This is a genomic window from Arthrobacter sp. NA-172 (assembly GCF_043952055.1).
Classification (GTDB): Bacteria; Actinomycetota; Actinomycetes; order Actinomycetales; family Micrococcaceae; genus Arthrobacter.
The window spans coordinates 651653-672376 of record NZ_JBINOT010000003.1 but is presented as its reverse complement, the minus strand read 5'-3'; the positions used below and the strand labels follow the sequence as shown (position 1 = coordinate 672376).

Annotated in this window: 13 protein-coding genes, 4 pseudogenes and 2 riboswitches; of the genes and pseudogenes, 5 read left to right on the top strand and 12 right to left on the bottom strand. The window is 64.0% G+C overall.

Annotated elements, in window-relative coordinates:
- Together ACF0H6_RS17200 and ACF0H6_RS17195 are read right to left on the bottom strand one after the other, a co-directional pair.
- Window positions 1–1915, bottom strand: a pseudogene (locus ACF0H6_RS17200) (ABC transporter ATP-binding protein).
- On the bottom strand, window positions 1912–3582 hold the full coding sequence (locus ACF0H6_RS17195) for an ABC-F family ATP-binding cassette domain-containing protein (protein ID WP_395250726.1): 1671 nt from the start codon (window positions 3580–3582) through the stop codon (window positions 1912–1914). The pseudogene ACF0H6_RS17200 and the gene ACF0H6_RS17195 overlap by 4 nt, the downstream one beginning before the upstream one ends.
- A 250-nt stretch (window positions 3583–3832) precedes the next feature.
- Here ACF0H6_RS17195 and ACF0H6_RS17190 point away from each other — a divergent pair, with 250 nt between their 5' ends.
- The 5 genes and pseudogenes from ACF0H6_RS17190 to ACF0H6_RS17170 all read left to right on the top strand — a co-directional run bounded on the left by ACF0H6_RS17190 (window position 3833) and on the right by ACF0H6_RS17170 (window position 7830).
- Complete coding sequence (locus ACF0H6_RS17190; protein ID WP_395250725.1) at window positions 3833–4558, top strand: hypothetical protein; 726 nt, start codon at window positions 3833–3835, stop codon at window positions 4556–4558.
- Window positions 4555–5337, top strand: a complete 783-nt coding sequence (locus ACF0H6_RS17185; RefSeq protein WP_395250724.1) for a hypothetical protein — start codon at window positions 4555–4557, stop codon at window positions 5335–5337. Before ACF0H6_RS17190 ends, ACF0H6_RS17185 begins: the two co-directional genes overlap by 4 nt.
- 184 nt (window positions 5338–5521) lie before the next feature.
- Window positions 5522–6340 (top strand): amino acid ABC transporter substrate-binding protein, encoded by an 819-nt coding sequence (locus ACF0H6_RS17180; RefSeq protein WP_395250723.1) that lies wholly within the window; start codon window positions 5522–5524, stop codon window positions 6338–6340.
- Window positions 6341–6355: 15 nt separating this feature from the next.
- Window positions 6356–7022, top strand: a pseudogene (locus ACF0H6_RS17175) (amino acid ABC transporter permease).
- Window positions 7009–7830, top strand: coding sequence for an amino acid ABC transporter ATP-binding protein (locus tag ACF0H6_RS17170; protein ID WP_395250722.1), 822 nt, complete (start codon window positions 7009–7011; stop codon window positions 7828–7830). The pseudogene ACF0H6_RS17175 and the gene ACF0H6_RS17170 overlap by 14 nt, the downstream one beginning before the upstream one ends.
- A gap of 9 nt (window positions 7831–7839) precedes the next feature.
- Here ACF0H6_RS17170 and ACF0H6_RS17165 read toward each other — a convergent pair.
- The 10 genes and pseudogenes from ACF0H6_RS17165 to ACF0H6_RS17120 form a co-directional block, all read right to left on the bottom strand.
- Window positions 7840–10874, bottom strand: a pseudogene (locus ACF0H6_RS17165) (alpha-mannosidase).
- 170 nt (window positions 10875–11044) lie between these two features.
- Entirely contained in the window at window positions 11045–11911 is an 867-nt protein-coding gene (gene fdhD, locus ACF0H6_RS17160; protein ID WP_395250721.1) for a formate dehydrogenase accessory sulfurtransferase FdhD, read from the bottom strand.
- Between the two features lies 1 nt (window position 11912).
- Window positions 11913–14270: an FdhF/YdeP family oxidoreductase gene (locus ACF0H6_RS17155; RefSeq protein ID WP_395250720.1), complete on the bottom strand. Its 2358-nt coding sequence runs from the start codon at window positions 14268–14270 to the stop codon at window positions 11913–11915.
- 62 nt (window positions 14271–14332) lie between these two features.
- Window positions 14333–15739 carry a molybdopterin molybdotransferase MoeA gene (locus ACF0H6_RS17150; RefSeq protein ID WP_395250719.1) on the bottom strand — a complete coding sequence of 469 codons (1407 nt, stop codon included), beginning with the start codon at window positions 15737–15739 and terminating at the stop codon, window positions 14333–14335.
- Entirely contained in the window at window positions 15736–16053 is a 318-nt protein-coding gene (locus ACF0H6_RS17145) for a DUF6457 domain-containing protein (RefSeq protein WP_395250718.1), read from the bottom strand. The genes ACF0H6_RS17150 and ACF0H6_RS17145 overlap by 4 nt, the downstream gene beginning before the upstream one ends.
- Before the next feature lie 31 nt (window positions 16054–16084).
- Window positions 16085–16708 (bottom strand): molybdenum cofactor guanylyltransferase, encoded by a 624-nt coding sequence (locus tag ACF0H6_RS17140; protein ID WP_395250717.1) that lies wholly within the window; start codon window positions 16706–16708, stop codon window positions 16085–16087.
- Window positions 16709–16745: 37 nt separating this feature from the next.
- Entirely contained in the window at window positions 16746–17246 is a 501-nt protein-coding gene (locus tag ACF0H6_RS17135; RefSeq protein ID WP_395250716.1) for an HNH endonuclease, read from the bottom strand.
- A 514-nt stretch (window positions 17247–17760) separates the two neighbouring features.
- Window positions 17761–18541: pseudogene (locus ACF0H6_RS17130) on the bottom strand (NlpC/P60 family protein).
- Between the two features lie 5 nt (window positions 18542–18546).
- A riboswitch (cyclic di-AMP (ydaO/yuaA leader) is annotated at window positions 18547–18728 on the bottom strand.
- A gap of 130 nt (window positions 18729–18858) precedes the next feature.
- On the bottom strand, window positions 18859–19677 hold the full coding sequence (locus ACF0H6_RS17125) for a M23 family metallopeptidase (protein ID WP_395250715.1): 819 nt from the start codon (window positions 19675–19677) through the stop codon (window positions 18859–18861).
- Between the two features lie 2 nt (window positions 19678–19679).
- Window positions 19680–19887: riboswitch (cyclic di-AMP (ydaO/yuaA leader) on the bottom strand.
- A 125-nt stretch (window positions 19888–20012) separates the two neighbouring features.
- Window positions 20013–20708 (bottom strand): metal-dependent transcriptional regulator, encoded by a 696-nt coding sequence (locus tag ACF0H6_RS17120; RefSeq protein WP_395250714.1) that lies wholly within the window; start codon window positions 20706–20708, stop codon window positions 20013–20015.
- Window positions 20709–20724: the final 16 nt, after the last annotated feature.

Genomic DNA, 20724 nt, shown 5'->3' with positions numbered 1-20724 from the left:
TTACAGCTCCGGAACAGCCTCCTGGGCCACAGCCGTGGCCTCGGCAAACTGCGTGTTGTACAGCTCCGCGTAGCGGCCGTCCGCGGCGAGGAGCTCGGCATGGGTTCCGCGCTCCACGATGTAACCGTCCTCGACCACCAGGATCGCGTCTGCGGCGCGGATAGTGGACAACCGGTGGGCAATCACGACGGCGGTGCGCCCCTCGAGCGCTTCGCCCAAGGCTGCCTGCACGGCAGCTTCGTTCGTGGAGTCCAGTGCGGCGGTGGCTTCGTCGAGGATGACAACTTTCGGCTGCTTGATGAGGAGCCGGGCAATGGTGAGCCGTTGACGCTCACCTCCCGAAAGCCGGTAGCCACGCTCCCCCACCACGGTCTCAAGGCCATCGGGCAGGGACCGCACCATGTCTTCGAGCCTGGCCCGCCGCAGTACATCCCACATTTCCTCGTCGCTCGCGCCCGGCCGGGCCAGGCGCAGATTGGAGGCAATGCTTTCGTGGAACAGGTGGCCGTCCTGCGTGACCATTCCCAAAGTGTCCCGGAGGGAATCGAACGTGGCGTCGCGAACGTCCAGCCCGGTCCCCGGCCCAAAGCCGCCCAAGCGGACGGCGCCGGAATCGACGTCGTACAAGCGCGACAACAGTTGCGCCACAGTGGACTTGCCGGCACCTGATGAACCAACCAACGCCACGGTCTGCCCAGGCTCTACCCGGAAACTGATTCCATGCAGGACTTCCTCGCCGCCGCGGGTGTCCAGGGTGGCCACGTCCTCCAGCGACGCGAGGGACACCTTGTCCGCGGAAGGGTAGGCGAAGCGGACGTTGTCGAATTCCACCGCAACCGGCCCCGGCGGCACTGCTACGGCGTCGGGCTTTTCCTTGATGAGGGGATCAAGATCCAGGATCTCGAAGACTCGCTCGAAGCTGACCAAAGCGCTCATGATCTCCACGCGGGCGTTGGATAACCCCGTAAGCGGCGCGTAGAGGCGGGTGAGCAACAGTGCCAGGACGACGACGTCGCCGGCTGCTAGCTGCCCGCTGAGCGCGAGCCAGCCACCCAGGCCGTAGACGAGCGCGAGGGCCAAGGCCGAAACGAGGGTGAGCGCGGTGATGAAGGTGAACTGCAGCATGGCTGTGCGGACGCCGATGTCCCGCACCCGGCCGGCACGGGCTGCGAACTCGGCGGATTCCTCGTCCGGGCGGCCGAACAGTTTGACCAGCGTGGCGCCGGGCGCGGAAAAGCGCTCGGTCATCTGGGTTCCCATAGCCGCGTTGTGGGACGCGGCTTCTCGGCGCAGGTCGGCCAGCTTGGAACCCATGCGCCGGGCGGGAATGAGGAAGATCGGCAGCAGCACCATAGCCAGGACGGTGACCAGCCACGAGCGGTTGAGCATGACCACGAGAGTCAAGGCCAGGGAGACGACGTTGCTGACCAGCCCGGACAGGGTTCCCGCGAACGCCGATTGAGCGCCGATGACGTCGTTGTTGAGGCGGCTGACGAGGGCTCCGGTGCGGGTACGGGTGAAGAACGCGATGGGCATGCGCTGCACATGGTCGAACACCCGTGTCCGCAAATCAACGATCACGCCTTCGCCGATCACCGAGGACAACCAGCGGGTCACGAGGCCCAGCCCCGCGTCAGCCACCGCCACTGCGGCGATGAGCGCGGCGAGTCCTATCACCACATCCACCCCGGAGCGGGCAATGATCGCGTCCACCACTTGGCCTGCCAGCACCGGTGTGGCCACAGCCAGGAAAGGCACCCACGATGGAGGTCGCCACGAAGGCGATCAACCGCTTGCGGTGCGGTTTCGCGAACCCCATGACCCGCTTGAGGGTCTCCTTGGAGAACGGCTGGGAACCGCTCTTGGCGCTGGTGATGTTGTAGAGCGAGCGCCAGGCGACGCCATCCATGCTCATGGCTTGTGATGCCCCATTCCGGAAGTGCGTTGCAGTTCGGTCACAGTGCCGTTGTCAAGGTGCCAGCGGGAATCGAGCCTGACGTTTTCGAGCAGGCGGCGATCGTGCGTGACGAGGAGGAGTGCGCCATCGTAGCTATCCAGTGCATCCTCAAGCTGCTCGATGGCAGGCAAGTCGAGGTGGTTGGTGGGTTCGTCCAGGACCAACAGGTTGACGCCGCGGGCCTGGAGCAGCGCGAGCGCCGCACGGGTGCGTTCGCCCGGAGACAGGGAATCCACGGTCCGGGCGGTGTGGTCCGCTTTGAGGCCGAACTTGGCCAGGAGTGTCCGGACCTCGGCGGAGTTCCAGTCAGCAAGGACAGCTTCGACCGCGTCGGCCAGCGTGAGGTGTCCGGCCAGCAAACCCCTGGCTTGGTCGATCTCGCCGATCGCCACGGAGACACCCATGGAGGCGTCGCCGGCGTCGGGCCGTTGAAGCCCCAGCAGGAGGCGCAGGAGAGTGGACTTACCAGCGCCGTTGGGTCCTGTGATGCCAATGCGTTCGCCGGCGTTGAGCTGGAGATTGACGGGCCCCAGCGTGAAATCGCCTTGATGGGCCACGACGTCCCGCAACGTCGCGACGACGGAGCTGGAGCGTGGAGCCTGGCCGATGCTGAACTGCAACTGCCACTCCTTTCGGGGCTCTTCCACCTCGTCAAGCCGGGCGATCCGCGATTCCATCTGCCGGACCTTCTGGGCCTGCTTTTCCGAAGACTCAACGCTCGCGGCCCTGCGGATCTTGTCGTTATCCGGGCTTTTCTTCATGGCGTTGCGGACACCTTGCGAGCTCCATTCGCGCTGCGTCCGGGCCCGGGACACCAGGTCGGCTTTGGTGTTGGCGAACTCTTCGTACCGTTCGCGGGCGTGGCGTTTTGCTACCGCCCGTTCTTCGAGGAAGGAATCGTAACCGCCGTCGTAGACCGCCACGCTGTTCTGGGCAAGGTCCAGTTCCAGCACCCTGGTGACGCAACGGGCCAGGAACTCGCGGTCATGCGAGACCAGCACCGCGCCGCCGCGCAGGCCCTGGACGAACGATTCAAGCCGGGCGAGTCCGTCAAGGTCCAGGTCATTGGTGGGTTCGTCGAGGAGCACGACGTCGAATCGGCTCAGCAGGAGCGCGGCCAATGCGACGCGCGCGGCCTGCCCGCCGGACAGTCCCGTCATGAGCGCATCGGGCCCGGCTTCGAGCCCGAGATCCGCCAGCACAGCGGGGATCCTGTCCTCAAGGTCCGCCGCTCCCGATGCCATCCAGCGATCGAAAGCGAGAGCGTAGGCGTCATCGGCGTCCGTCGTCCCGGCGGCGAGGCCCTCGGCCCCGGCTTCCATGTCTGCCGTGGCTTGGGCGCAACCCGTGCGCCGGGCAATGTAGGCGGCCACCGTTTCGCCGGGGGTGCGTTCGTGTTCCTGGGGCAGCCACCCCACAAAGGCGTCGCTGGGGGCAAGGCTGACTGTGCCCTCCTGGGGGCGGTCAGCTCCGGCAAGAATGCGCAAGAGCGTGGACTTCCCGGCACCGTTGGCGCCGACAACACCCACGACGTCTCCAGGCGCAACTGTGAGGGAGAGCTTCGAGAACAAGGTGCGGTGACCGTGGCCGCCGGAGAGCTCTTTGGCGACAAGCGTTGCAGTCATTGGTCTATCCTCTCACTGCTCCGCTCGCGAGCGGAAAGGCCGGCTTTATGGAGTGGCTGGCCATGCAATAATGCCGGGGCATGGAAGAACCCGCCGGTCCGTACTTGGGGGGTGTGCGGACCAGCGGGTTCGAGAATCAAGCATAATTCAATGTGCCCGCATCGTAAAATCGATCCCAGCAGCCCTTGCATCCGCGGTTCCGTCCTTGCTCACCCAAACAGGCGGGGCACATCTCTACAGAAAGTGGCTCATGTCCCTCCCTTCCAAGGCGTTCCAACGCTGGCTGCACGGGATCGCCCCGGACGCCAGCACTGCCGATGTCTGCCGCTTTTCGGGAGTGAAGCGCACAACGCTGGCCCAACAGTTGGTCCGGGGCAAGGTGGCAGAGAGCTCCCTGGTGAGCATCAGCCGGGCTTTCGATGTGAATCCCTTCGACGCCCTGGCCCAATTCGAGGCCTACGCGTCGCTTCGCGGGACTCCGGTTCCGCCCACGGACGCCGAGCTCGTCAGCCAGATCTCCACCCCGGATTTGCTGCGGACCGTCGTGGAGCGTTCCGAGCACCTGGACGGCGTCCCGGGGTTCGTGCTCGCGGTCACGCCGCACTCGACTTCCGTCAGGAACTGGGTGGACGCGATCGACGACGGCGAGCTGCGCCACCGGGTCAGCGACGCCACCGGAATCGCACCGCAAAATTTTTCCGCGCATCTCACGGCCAACCGGCTACCGCCGGAACTGGCCTTGGCAACGTCCCGGGCCGCCGGCGTCGGACCGGCCGGAGGCCTTGTGGCCAGCGGCCTTGTCACGGAGGCTGAAGCCGGCTGGTCCCCTGAGGCCAGGCGGGAGGCGCTTGACCGGATGACCGAAGGCGAACTGGCGCTGCTGGCCGGAGAACGTCTGCACGCCCTGGGCAAGACCTTGCGTCGCCAAGAACAGGAACTCGACCGCTCCAACAGAATCTGGGAGAACCTGGGATGACCGCCGTTCTGCCTTGGGCCACACTGTTCGTCTGCCTCGCGTTGACAGCCATCCGCATTCCGAGCGCCGTACGAGGCGAGAACCGGATGATGTTTGTCCTGTTCGCGTCGATTTCCCTTGACATCCTGCTCAGTATCGAGGGCCCTTACCTTTTCATTGACGGACTGCTTGGCGGCTTCAACCTCTGCAACCTCTTGCTCCGGTTCTTTCTCTGCGGAACGTTCCTGCTGATGGGCGTCAAGGTGGCCCGCGCGTTCGATTCACCTAGCGGAGAGCGTGCTATCTGGGGGCCGTTGGGTTTGGCCGTTTTGACGATCACTGCGGTCCTGACGGCTTGCTTCTTTTTCGTCTCGGACACCAGAGGCTCTACTGTCGGCCTGACGGGGTTGACCTGGGGGCCGTCGCTTGAGATTTACGCGGCTTTAGGAAGGTTCTACCCTGGCTTCGTTGCCGCATCGCCTGGTCCCGGGAATATGGCGATCGGTGCGAAGCTCCGGTCCGGTCCTGCTGCGGCTCTCTTCCGCGATGCTGCTCCTGGGCCTTGGATTGCTGATTGTTTCGCAGCTTTTTCCGCTCATCCCGGAATCGAACACCTGGCTCCGGCCGCTCATCAACTATTCGGCTGCTTTGGCGAGTGCCCTTGGTTTGGGGGGCATCTGGCTGTCCAAGGCCGTTGCACGCCGCAGTACCCGAGCGGTAACGTCATCGAAACGGTAGAAACAAACCGGACATCCTCTTTCACAAAACCATTATGTCGTGGCATAATCATGAATGTGTGAAGGCGATGCAGCCTGACCTTTGAATCAATGAACGGGTTTCCAGGGTCTGTGGCGCGTGCAAGATCACAATTGGGGGGATGAGTGGTGGCGGGCTGTTGGGGACCGCCCCCACTCAGCCTTTTTAAGCGTCCTTCTGCGACGGCCGCCCGGCAGCCGCAGCGGACCCGTGACTAAGATGGCATTCATGAAGAGCTTGCCTACCCGCCGCACAGCACTGTCCATAACCCTTGCCGCCGTCGCGCTGGCCCTTACCGCGTGCGGCGGGGGTTCCTCGCCGTCGTCGACGTCGGGTGGAGACACCTCGCTGTCTGCCGTCAAGTCCAAGGGCGAGATCGTCATCGCCACCGAAGGCACCTACCGGCCGTTCAGCTTCCACGAGAACGGGGCCGGTCCCCTCACGGGATTCGACGTCGAGATCGCCCAGGCCGTGGCCAGCAAGCTCGGCGTGAAGGCAACCTTCCAGGAGACCCAGTTCGACGGCATCTTCGCCGGCCTCGAATCCAAGCGCTTCGACACCATCGCCAACCAGATCTCCATCAATTCCACGCGCACCGCAAAATACGACTTCTCCGAGCCTTACACTGTCTCCACCGGCGTTGTGGTGACCAAATCGGACAACTCGTCCATCAAGAGCTTCGCCGATCTCAAGGGCAAGACAACCGCCCAGTCCCTGACCAGCAACTTCTACAAGATGGCAGTCGACGCAGGCGCCAACGTCCAGTCGGTCGAGGGCTGGGCGCAGGCCGCTACCCTCGTCCGCCAAGGCCGCGTGGACGCAACGGTGAACGACAAACTGACCTACCTCGACTACGCCAAGACCACCCCGGACTCGGGCTTGAAGATCGCAGCAGAAACCACTGACAAGACCCAAAGCGCCATGGTCTTCCGCAAGGGATCCACCGAACTCAAGGCCGCGGTCGACAAAGCGCTCACGGACCTTCGAACCGACGGCACCCTGGCTAAGATCTCCGAGAAGTACTTCGGCACAGACGTTACCAAGTAGCCGGGTGCCGGACTGATGACCTTCGACTGGGACCTCGTCTGGAGTTCCTTCGGCCCAATCATCGGAGGTGCCGTCACAGGCACCATTCCGCTGACTTTGGCATCGTTCGCCTTTGGACTGGCGTTGGCGCTGCTCGTTGCCCTCTTGCGCCTGAGCCCCAACAGGCTGCTCTCCGGCGTCGCGCGCTTCTATGTCTCCGTGATCCGCGGAACTCCCCTGCTGGTGCAATTGTTCGTGATCTTCTATGGCCTCCCGAGCCTCGGGGTGAAGCTGGAACCGTGGCCGAGCGCCATCATCGCGTTTTCGCTCAATGTGGGAGGTTACGCGGCCGAGGTCATCCGCGCCGCGATCCTGTCCGTGCCGAAGGGCCAATGGGAGGCTGGGCACACCATCGGCATGTCGCGGCCACAGACGCTCGTGCGGATCATCCTCCCGCAAGCGGCCATAGGGTCTCGGTGCCTCCGCTGTCCAATACCTTCATTTCCCTCGTGAAGGACACCTCGCTGGCTTCACTCATGCTGGTCACCGAGCTTTTCCGCAACGCCCAGCAGATCGCCGCGTTCAGCAGGAATTCATGATCCTGTATCTCGAAGCCGCGCTGGTCTACTGGGTCATTTGCCTCGTCCTCTCCACGGGCCAGTCCGCCCTGGAGCGCAGATTGGACCGTTATGTCGCCCACTGAGCCTCCTCTCCTGCCGAGCAACGGACTTGTCCTGTCCGCCCGCGACCTCGCCAAAGCCTTCGGCAGCAACGTGGTGTTGCGCGGCATCGACATCGACGTGCGCCGCGGCCAAGTGGTTGCCCTGATCGGGCCCTCCGGTTCGGGGAAAACCACCGTTTTGCGATCGCTTAACGGCCTTGAAGTGCCCGACGCCGGCACGGTCACCTTCGGGGACGCCGATGCCGGCACCGTGCGCGGCTCCGGAGCGGGACTGACCCTCGATTTCGCCGGCACCGTGGGCAAGCGCGAGATCGCCGCCCTTCGGGACCGCAGCGCCATGGTGTTCCAGCACTACAACCTGTTCCCGCACATGACGGTACTCAAAAACATCATCGAGGGACCGCTGCAAGTCCAGAAGCGGCCCCGGGCGGAAGTAGTGGCCGAGGCCGAACGGCTCCTGGCGCGGGTGGGTCTCGCGGACAAACGCGATGCCTACCCTTTCGAGCTGTCAGGCGGCCAGCAACAACGGGTGGGAATTGTGCGGGCCCTTGCCCTCAAGCCCCAACTGCTGCTTTTCGACGAACCAACTTCGGCCCTGGATCCTGAGCTCGTGAGCGAAGTGCTGGGCGTCATCAAGGAACTCGCCGACGAGGGGTGGACCATGGTGATCGTGACCCACGAGCTCGCCTTCGCCCGGCAGGTTGCCGACGAAGTCATCTTCATGGACGCCGGCGTAGTGGTCGAGCGAGGACCAGCTGCGGAAGTCTTGCGGGAGCCGCGTCAGGAACGCACCAAGCAATTCGTCAAGCGCCTGCAACACGACGTCTGACCCAACTAACTAGCAGTTGGGTGAGCTGAAGCGCAGGGTGACCAACTGGAACGGACGCAGGGTTAGCTCGGCGGCGTCCGTCCCCGGCACCACGCCGGGAGCCTCGACAGGACGCTCCAAGAGATCCACGGATCGCACCTCCCGTGAGTCAAAGTTGGCTGTGATGAGGCCTGTGGAACGTTCTCCCAGAGATTCATAGAGCCGCACAATGACGTCTCCGGAACCGTCCTCAGCGAGCTTGACGGCTTCGATCACCAGCGCTTGGTTGAACACTGTGAAGAGCGGTTCCACGGGCTTTCCGCCAGCCACCAGCCGCGGCTTCAGGTTGCTCCGGTAGCCCTCCTCCACGGCATCGCCAATGGTGGCGCCAGGCCGGATGCTCAGCTCCAGGACGTGCAAACCGAGGTCTGCCTTCGGGTCCGGGAACTTGGGGGCGCGCAGCAGGGACGCACGGACGTTGGTGGTGGTTCCGCCGTCGTCGCGGATGGCCCTGGTGACATCATGCCCGTAGCTCGACGCATTGGAAATGGCCACGCCGTAACCGGGCTCTGCGACATGGATCCAGCGGTGGGCGCAGAATTCGAACTTGGCTGCTTCCCAGGAGGTATTGGTGTGGGTGGCCCGGAAAACGTGCCCGAATTGCGTTTCCGAGGCGGAACGGTCCGCCCGGACATCCAGCGGGAACCCGATCTTCAGTAGCTTCTCGTGTTCTTGCCAGTCCACCGTGGTGGAAATTCCGAGGGTCTCCGCGCCGGCCTCAAGGGAAATTCGCTGGGTGATGGTGGAGGATCCTACTGTCCGTTCCACGACGACGACGGCGTCCCACCCACCGCGCTCCAGCGTCACCGATCGCGCATCGACCACCGAGACGACGTTCCGGCGATAGAACTCATCGATGTCCCAGGCATCCCACTCATTGGGCGTGTCCCGGTGAAGTTCAAGATGGTTGCCAAACTGCCCCGGCGCAATCGCCTCGCGACCGGTTGAGTAGTCAGAGAGGGAAGTCAGCAATCCGTTGGCGTCGAGCACGGCACGGATGAAGCCGTTATCCAGGACGTAGCCGCCGGCCCTCTCTGTGACGGTCACGGGGCTGTCCGGGTGAACCGGCTCGGCAGCGGCGAGCGCGGGAACCCCGCTGCGTTCATGCGGGGACGCGTTGAGGAGGAACATCGTGTTTCCCTCGCCGAGAAGGGCCGCGGCGGCGTTCGCGATGATGGCCTCCAGCTCCCGGGCGATTGCTGCGTAGTTCCGCTCGGCATCCTGATGGACCCATGCGATCGAGCTGCCCGGCAGGATGTCGTGGAACTGCTGCAACAGCACAAGGCGCCACAAGCGCTTCAGGTCAGCTGCCGGGTAGGTGAACGAACCGGCAGTCCGGACTGCCGCCGTCGAGCACCACAGTTCGGCCTCGCGCAGCAGGTGCTCCGAGCGGCGGTTCCCCTGCTTCGTGTTGGCCTGGCTCGTGTAGGTGCCCCGGTGCAGCTCAAGGTACATCTCCCCCACCCAGACCGGTAGGTTATGGTACTCGGCCTCGGCCTGCGTGAAGAATTCCTTCGAGGTTCCCATGCGCACCTTCGGGGAGCCTTCGAGATCCGCCGTTCGGTGGGCTGCCGCAACCATTTCGCGGGTGGGGCCTCCACCGCCGTCGCCATAGCCGAAGGGGACCAGCGAAATGGTGCCCCGGCCGTGTTCCCGGTAGTTGCGCTGGGCGTGGGCGAGTTCGCGGCCGTGGAGTTCGGCGTTGTAGGTGTCCACGGGCGGGAAGTGAGTGAAAAGCCGCGTGCCGTCGATGCCCTCCCAATTGAACGTGTGGTGCGGCATCTTGTTGGCCTGGTTCCAGGAGATCTTCTGGGTCAGGAACCAGCGCGAGCCCGCAGATTTCACGATCTGTGGCAGGGCCCCGGAATATCCGAAGGAATCCGGCAGCCAAGCTTCCTGGCAGTCAACACCGAATTCCTGCAGGAAGAAGCTCTTGCCCTCCACGAATTGGCGGGCCATGGCCTCGCCGCCGGGCATGTTGGTGTCTGACTCCACCCACATGCCGCCTACCGGTATGAATTGACCGGCTTTGACTTTTTCCCTGATCCGGACGAACAGCTCAGGATAGAACTCCTTCATCCAGGCCAATTGCTGCGCCGAGGAGCAGGAAAAAACGAAGTCGGGGTTCTCATCCATGAGGGCAACGACGTTCGAGAACGTGCGGGCACACTTACGGATGGTTTCGCGGACCGGCCAAAGCCACGCCGAGTCAATGTGGGCATGGCCGGTGGCAAGCAGCTCATGGGCCGAGGCGTACGCCGGACGGCTCAAGACATCGGCCAGTGTTTCCCTGCCGGCGGCTGCGGTGCCCGCGATGTCGTCCGGGTCCATGACGTCCAGCATGCGCTCAAAGGCGCGGAGGATCTCGTGGCGCCGGGGAAGCTCGAACGGCAACTCGTGCATGAGCCCGCTGAGCGTCCAGATGTCGCTGGTGGAGCTCCCACACCATCTCGTTGAGCTCGGCTATGGCTATGCGTCCGAGCCGGTAGCGGGGCTCGTCTCCGGAGGTGGACTTGTCCCAGGGGAGTTGCCGCGAAGGTCCAGCCCTGGCTGAGATCCGGATTGGCCGCGGCTTCGACGTAGAAGTCCACCGAGAGGCCGCCACCCAAAAGCTTCAGCGGGACGTGCTGGTTGCGCGGGGAAATGGCCTTGATGATGGTGCCGTCCGGGCGCCAGGCAATGCCTTCACACTGGAATCCGGGAGCGTCGTTGCTGAAGCCAAGATCGACGACGATCTCCACCGTGGTGCCATCGGCAGCTCCCCACCCCTCGGGTACCTCGCCCCGGAGCCGCAGCCACTTGGTGCTCCATGCCTTGCCCCACGCGGCTCCGTGCTCCTGGGGTTCAAAGACCTGGTGGAGCGCTTCCGAGACCGGAACCGGCTCCCCGGTAACCTCCCACGTACTGAGTTCCAGGGGCAGCACGCGGCCATAGATCGCGGGGGCTATCCGCTCCCGGACAAAACGTTCGAGCCGCTTCTCAGTGATCCGGCGGTCGTCGTGCAATGTGAAGTCCCCTTTGGCGGTGGGCTGGGTGGAGGTGCTTCCTTACCGCTATGGGCAGGCTAAATCGGCAAGGTCCCTGGTCGGGGGAAACAACGATTCCATTCGATGGATAAAAATCTACGTGGTTCCGGACCAATAGCCAAGCGATTGAGGGCCATCCACGGAAATCCCTATTTGTTCGCTGGGACCCCCACCCGGCCACTGCCCGCGTAGATATTCAGACTGGACCCCCGGCTGAACCCCACCAAAGTCAGGCCGGTTTCCTCGGCGAGTTCCACGGCGAGGCTCGAGGGCGCACTGACGGCTGCCAGAACCGGGATTCCGGCCAGCGCCGCCTTTTGGACGAGTTCGAATGATGCTCTTCCGGAGACCTGCAGGACAGTGCCGCTCAAGGGCAGCAACCCTTCGCGCAATGCCCAGCCCACCACCTTGTCCACGGCGTTGTGCCGGCCCACGTCTTCCCTGAGGCACAACAGCTCGGCCCCGCCGTCGTCGTGGATTTTGAAGAGTCCGGCTGCATGCACTCCACCGGTCTTGTCAAAGACCGCCTGCGCCTCGCGGAGCCTGTCTGGAAGGGAAGCGATAACTTGCACCCGCACCTCCAGGGGATCCTGCGCTGGGCTGAAATGCGAGGATTTGCGCACAGCTTCGATGGAGTCGGTCCCGCAAATCCCGCATGAACTGGAGGTGTAGACGTTGCGCCCTGTGTCCGGAAGGACGACGTCGGGACGCAACTGCGCTTCCACCACATTGAAGGTCTGCACGCCATTCTCATCTTCGCCGGCGCAGAAGCGCAGCGAGATGAGCTGGGCCGGGTCCCAAATGACGCCCTCGGAGACCAGGAAACCCGCCACAAGATCAAAGTCGTCCCCGGGAGTGCGCATTGTCACCGAGAAGGACATGTGGCCCAGGCGCACCTCGAGCGGCTCTTCGACGGCCAGGAAGTCCTCGCGGTAACGGACCGGGTGCTCCAACGCCTCGGCCGAGCCGTCCAGGACAAAGCGGTGCACCCTGCGGCGCTCGGTCACACGTCCCATTTCAGATTCCTGCCGTCTCGGAAACGGCTTCGCCATGCCTAACCGCTTCGCCGTGCTTAACCGCTTCGCCATGCTTGACGAACCGCACCGTCATGGCCTTGTAGCCGGGAGTGTTGGAAATGCGGGCCACGAGCTCCCGGTGGACCAAGGCGTTGGCCTCCGGGAAATACGCGGCAGCGCACCCCTTGGCCGTGGGGTATGCAACCAGCCGGAACTTGTCCGCCCGGCGCTCCGTTCCAGCGAAGGTGGAGATGACGTCCACCATGTCCCGGTCCGCGAAGCCCAACTCGCTGAGATCGTCCTCGTGGACCAGGATGACCCTCCGGCCATCGGAAATGCCCCGGTAGCGGTCGTCGAGCCCATAGAACGTGGTGTTGTACTGGTCGTGGCTACGGACTGTCTGCAGGATCAGATGGCCGGCCGGGGCCTCAAGGTACTCCAACGGGCTCACCGTGAAGCGCGCTTTGCCGATGTCCGTGGCAAACGTCCGGGTGTCCCGTGGCGGATTGGGCAGCACAAAACCGTTCTTGGTCCGGACCCTTGCATTGAAGTCCTCGAAGCCCGGGATCACGCGGGAGATGTGGTCCCGGACGACGTCGTAGTCTTCAGCCATGGCACGCCAGTCCACCGGGTGGCCATCGCCGAGGACGGCTTGCGCCATGCGTGCGACGATGACGGGTTCGCTGAGCAGGTGCTCCGAGACCGGGGTCAGGCGGCCCTGGGTGGAGTGGATAACGGACATGGAGTCCTCCACGGAGAGGATTTGCCGGCCGCCTGGGTGTTTGTCGTCTGTGTCCGTTCGGCCCAGGGTGGGCAGGATCAGCGACGTCTTGCCGTGGACCACGTGGGCGCGGTTGGGCTTGGTGGAGATGTGCACCGTCAGCCCGGCACGCTTGAGCCCTTCCTCCAGCGCGACGGTGTCCGAGCCCGCCGCCGCGAAGTTGCCGCCCATCGAAACGAACACATCCACGTCACCCTTTTCCAGGGCATGCTGGGTTTCCACGGAGTCGTAGCCGTGTTCCCGGGGCGTCGTGAACCCGAACTCCTTATCCAGGGCCGCCAGGAAACCCTCCGAAGGCTTCTCCCAGATGCCCATGGTGCGGTCGCCCTGGACGTTGGAGTGGCCACGGACCGGGCACGCCCCAGCCCCGCGCTTGCCGAAGTTTCCTTGCAGGAGCAGCAGATTGATGATTTCGCGCAACGTATCCACGGAGTGCGGCTGCTGGGTCAGGCCCAGCGCCCAGCAAATGATCGTGCCCTTCGAAGCGGCCAGCATTCCGGCCACTTTGGTGATTTCAATGCGACTCAGGCCCGTAGCCCGTTCCGTTTCCGCCCAGTCCAGGGTTGCCCTTGCCTCGGCGTAGGCTTCGAAGCCGTCGGTCTGCGCCTCGAGGAAAGCTCGATCAACCACGGTGCCCGGCTGCCGCTTCTCCTCCTCCAGCAGGAGGTGGCCCAGGGCCTGGAACAGTGCGAGGTCGCCGCCGACTTTGATCTGCAGGAATTCATCGGCGATGTCCGTGCCGCCACCGACCACACCACTAAGGGACTGCGGATCCTTGAAGTTCAGGAGTCCTGCTTCCGGCAAGGGATTGACCGCCACAACCTTGCCGCCGTTGTTCTTGCAGTCACGCAGTGCAGAGAGCATGCGCGGATGGTTCGTGCCTGGGTTCTGTCCCACCACCAGAACCAGCTGCGCCTCGTGGATGTCCTCGAGGGAGACTGTGCCCTTGCCGATCCCGATGGTCGGGTTGAGCGCGCTGCCGGAAGACTCATGGCACATATTCGAGCAGTCGGGCAGGTTGTTTGTTCCCAGGCTGCGGGCGAACAGCTGGTACATGAAAGCCGTCTCGTTCGCCGTACGGCCTGAGGTGTAGAACACGCAGCGATCCGGAGTGGTGGCATTCACGTGCTCGCCGATCAGGGCGAAAGCATCCACCCAACTGATCGGCGAATAGTGTGTTTCGCCGGGGCGGATGACAACCGGCTCGGCGATGCGACCTTGGCTGCCAAGCCAGTATTCGGTCTTGCTGTCCAGCTCGGCCAAGGAGTGCTCCGCCCAAAACGCGGCATCTACCACGCGCGTGGTGCTCTCCTCGGCGATGGCTTTAGCCCCATTTTCGCAGAACTCTGCGGGACTGCGCTTACCCGTGATGGACTCAGGCCACGCGCATCCTGGACAGTCGAAGCCGTGGTGCTGGTTGACGCGGAGCATGGACTTGACGGTCCGGCTCACACCGGCCTGGGACCAGCCCCGCTCCAATGCCACAGTGACTGCCTTGACGCCGGCGGCGGAGCGCTTGGGCGGGTGAATCTGGAGGTCATCTTCATTGATGTCCTGCTCGGGAGCATGCCTGTTCATTACCCCATCATTGCAAGGCCTGACCCGCTAATCCACCCGCGTCCATTCGGAGCCGGAAGTCCTCAGCCGGTCAGGGCGCTCCAGTCCACAGGTTCTGACGAAACCTTGCGGGCGGGCTTGGCGGGAGGTTTCTTCGCCTTGTCCTGCGTGGGCTTCGGCCGGGGAAGCGGCGGCCCCCACGGCAACGGGAAAGCAGGCACAGCCTCGCCCATTTGGACGCCGTGGGGCGGTACCACCATGACTCCGTCCGCGCTGGCGAGGCCGCGCATCATCCCTGGCCCCGCATGTTGTGTCGGCGATGCCAAGCCGTACACGAACCTGAACGGAAGCAAGCGGGTGCGTCCGGGGTCGGCGTCGAGCATTGCGCCGCAAGGCACTTCTCCCACCGCGGGCAGCTTGCCGTGTCCCAGCCCCGCGAGCAACGGCGTGCCGATCGTGAAAAGGACCATCATGGCCGCCAGCGGATTCCCGGGAAGCCCCAGCACAAAGCGCCCGTCCGGCAGCTCAGCGAGAACGGCGGGATGCCCCGGCCGCATCGCAATTCCATCAATCAGCAAGCGGCCGCCAAGTTCCGCAATGGCCCGCCGGAAGTGGTCCGTTCCTGAACGGCCCGTTCCCCCGGTGGTAATGACGACGTCGGCCGGTGGCGTTTCAGGCGACAACTCGCCCTCCTCGAGGGCCGTCAACCATTCCTCGTAGGAGTCCCCCACTTTGATTTGCTCGCCGCGGATTCCGCCGAGAAGTTCGACGACGGCGCCAAGCTGGGGACCGAAGGTATCCCGCACGCTCCCGGGCGCGGGGACGCCTTCGCTCACCACTTCTGAGCCTGTCAGGAGCAACTTCACGAGGGGTTTGCCGAGGACTTCCAGCTCATCTCGGCCAGCCAGGGCAGCGAGGGCGAGGTGGGCCGGGTTCAGGAGAACGCCGGATTTGATCAGGAGTTCGCCCTCTTTGGCTTCTTCTCCGGCGATGCGGATGTGTTGTCCATTGCGCGGCTCCCCAGGCTTCGCGTTCCCGCCAAGCGCGAGGACCGGCAAACCGTCCTCGTCGGTGGTCAAGGCACCGCTTTCACTCCGGAGTACCGCCTTGGCCCCGGGCGGAATCAGGCCACCCGTGACGATCGGACTCGCCTGGTGCGGGGCCAAACGGTGGCCGGGCTCAGCCAAAATCCACGGTCCGCTGCTATTCACGGCCCAGCCATCCATGGCAGACGAGGCATAGTGCGGGAGGTCCTGCAAGGCGTGGACATCCAAGGCCAGGACCCTGCCGAGGGCGTCCTTCAGGGCCACGGGCGCCGCAGGAATAGGTGTCGCGGAGTCGAAGGCAAGTTGCCGGGCCTCCGCCCAAAGGTGGTCGGCGTGCGGAACATGCTCAACGTTCTCGGAACCCGGCTTCTCAGAACGCGGCGTCTCGGAACCCGGTCTCTCGGAACCCGGTGTCACGGCATGCTGTTCAGGGGCAGCCGTCATCCGGCGTCGGTTCCGGGGTCCGTGGTTCCGGGGTTCGTGGTTCCGGGGTCCGTATAGTCACTGGCGAGCGTGCGTGCCAGTCCCATCGCGGTCTCCATGGAGGCGGTTTCAGTCGCCTGTCCCGAGCCTGCGGCGAGTCCCGCTGCGAAACCGGCAATAAAAGTGGTCAAGGGAGCTGCCGGCCTAACCACTGAATGGGCTGCGACGCCCGCCAAGGACAGGATCTTGTTGATGTCGATTTCGACGTCTTCAAGCTCATACGCTTGCAGCAGGCTCCTGCACCATTCCTCCAGCGTTTCTTCCTGGCTCTTCACGATCCGCCTCCACAGTCCGGTACAGCCTTTGTCACGGCAAGCCGCCGTCCACTCCAAGCGCCGCGGCATCGTCCCAGGTATCCACGTCATCGGTGGAGCCGGCAGGGACGGGTACGGCCAGCAGATCAAGCCTAGCAAGCAGGCGGAATACTGAAGCGTTGGCCAAGCCACCCTGTTGGGCCGAAGCCAGCACTTCCCGTTGTAACGCCGAAGATCGGTAGATCCCGAGTAAAGGTTGTTTCCGGCCATCGGCGGAGACGGACATGGCCCCTTCAGCCTCCGGGTGTCCGGCAAGTTCCTTGAGTAAAACCGGAACCGCGGCGCCGGCGAGGGGCATGTCGCAGGCCATGACTAGTACCCAAGGCGCGGGGTTCTCCCTGGGTGGCTCCGTCGAGGGGGCGTGGGATTCAAGGGCAAGGAGTCCTGCTTCGATCGCCGCGGCGGGTCCCGCGAACGGCGGGGACTCACGGGCCGTCAACGTGCCGTCGGGCAATGTTCCAGGATCCGGCCCGACGACGACGACACTCCCGGCACCGTTCGCGGCGGCGAGGGCGCGCTGAAGGAGCGAGGCGTCGCCGTGCCTGAGCTGGGCTTTGGGCACGCCTCCGAGGCGGGAGGACTTACCACCCGCCAAGATCACCGCATCAAAGTCCACCCGCCCAGATTACCCGGGAAGCAGGCTCAGCTTCGGTTCAAGCCGCCGATTCGGGCAGGAGGAAGGGATCCCATGCTGGCGCAGGTTTCTCGAGCTCCTTGATCTGCCAGATAGTCCCGGTGGGCGCCGCAGGAACGAACCCCAGTTTCCAGCCCATCTCGGCCGGTGTGTGGTTGCTCTTGGCGTTGTTGCAGCGCAGGCACGCTGCTACCAGGTTTTCCCAGGAATCCGCGCCGCCCCTGGATTTGGGGTGGACGTGGTCAATGGTGTGGGCTGCTTTACCGCAGTAGGCGCAACGATGACCGTCGCGGCGCAAAACGCCGCGGCGTGTAACCGCCGTGATCGTGTTGTATCTCGGCCGGATGTAGCGATTGAGCAGAATCACGGAGGGACGTCCGAGAATCTCCTGTGGCCCGACGACAGGCTCGTCGCCTTCGGCCACTACGCTCGCTTTTCCGGTGAGCACAAGGACCAGCGCCCGGCGGAAGGTTACTACCGCCAGCGGTTCATATCCAGCATTCAGAACGAGTGTGCGCATGCACGTACCTCTTCACGGCCGCACCCGTCAGGGGCGCGAGGGCCGGCTGCCCTCTGCATGTACGGGCTGTGGATCGACACCATAAGAGTAAACACGCGGATGCCAGATCACCGAATCCGTGCATCGGTTCGGTGGCTGTGTCGGGCAAAGTTCATGTGCCGGACATGTGGCGGGAACCTTCCGACGGCCAGAGGGATCTGCGGGTTATAGGACAAAACGTGTGTATGGGAGGAGCGTGCTTCCCGGTCGGGTGAACGCCCCGACGTGATCCGGAGGGCTGAATTGGACGCGTTCCTGGGATGGCTGCTGCTCCCACCCGGCCTGTAACCCCGCGCAAGCGCTGAGCGACACGGCAAATGGATTTCGACGCGTGAATTCCAGTGGCGACAGGGATTTAGCGCCCCCGCAAGTATTTTGCGCGTCGCGAGGCACTGGGTGCGTCGATTTGGCGCACTCCGGTTAAAACAGAACATCCCCGCGGCCAAAGCCAGCGGGGATGTTCCGGCAAATCTATTTAGCCACCAACGTGGATGAAGACCGGGCCGGAGCCGATGTTGACGCTGTACAGGGCGGTGGTTCCACCGTTCCAGCCGCCGTGGACTGCCATGCCGTTGCCGACGTAAACGGCGATGTGGGCCTTGCCCATGCCACCGTTCTGGTAGTAGACCAAGTCTCCAGGCTGAGCTTCAGCAGCGCTGACCGTACGGCCGAGGGAGAGGTAGTCTGCCGGCCAGCCGTGGAAGTTGATGCCCACAGCGGCCAGGGAGTTCGAAGCCAGGGCGGTGCAGATCCTGGGCAACGCCAAGCTGGGCGTAAGCTGCGGCAGCAATCGCTGCGCCCTTGCCGCTGGCAACCTTGGTGACGGGTGAAACAGCAGCGGTCACAGAAAGCGTTGAGGAGCCGGCAGCGGCACCCGTTGCAGCCTGCGGAGCCGGAGCAGCTTCCTGGGTGGCAACCGGAGCTGCGACAACCGGAGCCGCGACCACCGGAGCAGCTTCGGTGGAGACCGCGGGGCGCTCGTATTTGATGGCCACGGAGGAGTCTGCCGAAATGCTGGCTTGGGCGATGGACTGGACTTCCAGGGCGGAGGTCGACGTCGATTCGCGGGGGACGTTGGTTTCTGCAGCGTTGGCTGCGATACCGCTAGTGAGCACCAGGCCGGAAGCAGCCGCGATGACGGCTGCCTGACGGCCTACGCCACCGGCGTTGCTGCCGACAGACTTGGCGATAACGGCAAGTGAGTTGGTCTTGGTGACCGCGGCACGGTGGCGCGCGACAGTAGAGCGTGAAGACACGTTAAGAGGCCTCTCCCTATGCCCGCGAGGTAAGCTGTCGGATTCGGATGGGAGTCATCCGGCCACACTTCTCCCTCTCGGAAGTCGTGCGACTTAACCCCAAGGCCATCGGTGAAGATGACCAAAAGTGGGTCCCCCGCCTCTGCCAGACGATGTTTTGCGAACGGAACCTCGGGCAGTGGCAGAGCTAGGCAATCCACCCGAGTGCAACAACTCTCTAAAAGTTGATGCGTGTAAGACGGTACATGAGTTTTAACTAAAAGTCACATTCAGGTCACGGCGTGTGACAAGCATGCGAGAGACTTCCATCGGATTGGCTACAGCCAGCCCAAAGGGTCAACGACGTCGCCGTTGACCATGACTTCAAAGTGGAGGTGGCAGCCGGTAGAGGCGCCGGTGGTGCCGCTCAATGCGATGACATCGCCGCGGCTGACCGTTTGGCCCACCTGGACGTTAAACGAAGACAAATGGTTGTACGTGGTTTCCAGGCCGTTGCCATGGTCCACCACAATGCGGTTTCCGCCGCCATACGGATGCCAGCCGGCAAAAGTGACCTTGCCGGCCGCGGCCGCATGAACCTGGGTGCCGCACTGGGCCACGAAGTCCTGGCCCCGGTGGAACTCCCCCAAACCGCCCGTGATGGGATTCACCCGGTAACCGAAAGGCGAGGCCGTGGTCAGGGTGTCCAGCGGCGCCCCCAGGGCGCCCTTGGAGGACGACGTCTTGATGGTGCCGACGGACTGCGCGCTCAAGAGCTGCTTGAGCCTGGTGTCCGGATCCGCCGTGGTGGAGACCGCAGCACGGCTGAAGTCGATCGTGGCGCTTGCCGCGGCGGGAATCTCGGGCTGGGTGCCCACGGCCGAGGCGGCGTGGTTCGATTCGGCCGCGGCCGTCATGGCGCCGGTGCCCGGCATGGCGACCGTCAGGATGAGGCCCGTAGTAGCAAGGGCCACTCCGGCCTTCTGTCCTGCTCCGCTCGCGGCGGCGAATTCGGCCATCTGCCGCAAGGGACCTTTGCGCCGGCGAAGTTCGCGATGGGGATCGCGGGGCCGGCCCTGGGCAACGTCGTGCGTGCTCCGCAGCTCAGCAGTAGGACCGGACGCGCGCCTGCGGCCCCTGGTGTTCTGCGTGGTCAAAGTGTTCCTCTCTGGCAAGCCTGCGAAGTTAGCTGTCGGATTCGGGCCAGAGAGATCGTGGACCCGGTCCGCGCGAAGGGCGCGAAGCGCAAGCTACCCGGAGGGGCCTTGCGCTGGTTGCACTTCCGCTGCGGACTTCACCCCAAGGCCGTCTTTCGACCGCCGATGGTGGTTCCTCCGCTTCTGCCAGTGAATGGACTAATCCACCTGATCCACTGGCAGAACTCGGCTTCGGATCAGGTAACGCTTTGGTATCGGCGCCGGTATTTAACTCTAGGGGATTAAGCCCCGTGGTAATAATTTCGTTATCTTTGCCGCTCGCATCGCCGGGCCGGCTAGGCGACCGTGACGAATACGTGCGACGCAACCTCAGGCGGCAGCTCCAGCGCGCCGTCGATATTGGGCACACGAACCGAGATGTACTCCCCTACGCGTTCCAGGGAAACCCTGGCACCGGGGCGGATTCCGCCCTCGTCGAGCTGCACCAGAAGTTCCGGTTCCACCTGGATCGGTTCAGCCAGACGGCTGACGGTGACCCGGTTTTCAGGTGAGTATTCATTCATCGCGTCAAGAAGGTTGACCACGCCATCCGTAAAGGCGTGGGACGCGGCTCCACCCAGCGCTTCGAGTCCGGGGATGGGGTTGCCGTAGGGCGAATCCGTGGGGTGGTCCAGCAGCTCATAAATCCGCCGTTCCACGCGCTCACTCATGACATGCTCCCAGCGGCACGCTTCATCGTGGACATAGGCCCAGTCCAGGCCGATGACGTCCGCCAGGAGCCGTTCGGCGAGCCGGTGCTTGCGCATGACCTCGGTGGCGCGTTTCCGGCCCGCTTCAGTCAGCTCAAGGTGCCGATCATTGGACACAATCACCAGACCGTCACGCTCCATCCGTCCGATCGTCTGCGAAACGGTGGGACCGGAGTGCCGCAGGCGCTCCGCGATGCGTGCGCGAAGAGCCACGATGTTCTCTTCTTCAAGCTCCAAAATGGTCCGAAGATACATCTCAGTGGTATCGATCAGATCCGTCATCCAGCTCAGCTCCTCG

Bases quoted from the DNA above. Each gene is read 5' to 3' on its own strand.
- ACF0H6_RS17120 (WP_395250714.1), bottom strand. From the start codon at position 20,708: ATGACGGATCTGATCGATACCACTGAGATGTATCTTCGGACCATTTTG.
- fdhD (WP_395250721.1), bottom strand. From the start codon at position 11,911: ATGGGACGTGTGACCGAGCGCCGCAGGGTGCACCGCTTTGTCCTGGAC.
- ACF0H6_RS17190 (WP_395250725.1), top strand. From the start codon at position 3,833: ATGTCCCTCCCTTCCAAGGCGTTCCAACGCTGGCTGCACGGGATCGCC.
- ACF0H6_RS17185 (WP_395250724.1), top strand. From the start codon at position 4,555: ATGACCGCCGTTCTGCCTTGGGCCACACTGTTCGTCTGCCTCGCGTTG.
- ACF0H6_RS17195 (WP_395250726.1), bottom strand. From the start codon at position 3,582: ATGACTGCAACGCTTGTCGCCAAAGAGCTCTCCGGCGGCCACGGTCAC.
- ACF0H6_RS17170 (WP_395250722.1), top strand. From the start codon at position 7,009: ATGTCGCCCACTGAGCCTCCTCTCCTGCCGAGCAACGGACTTGTCCTG.
- ACF0H6_RS17180 (WP_395250723.1), top strand. From the start codon at position 5,522: ATGAAGAGCTTGCCTACCCGCCGCACAGCACTGTCCATAACCCTTGCC.
- ACF0H6_RS17135 (WP_395250716.1), bottom strand. From the start codon at position 17,246: ATGCGCACACTCGTTCTGAATGCTGGATATGAACCGCTGGCGGTAGTA.
- ACF0H6_RS17155 (WP_395250720.1), bottom strand. From the start codon at position 14,270: ATGAACAGGCATGCTCCCGAGCAGGACATCAATGAAGATGACCTCCAG.
- ACF0H6_RS17150 (WP_395250719.1), bottom strand. From the start codon at position 15,739: ATGACGGCTGCCCCTGAACAGCATGCCGTGACACCGGGTTCCGAGAGA.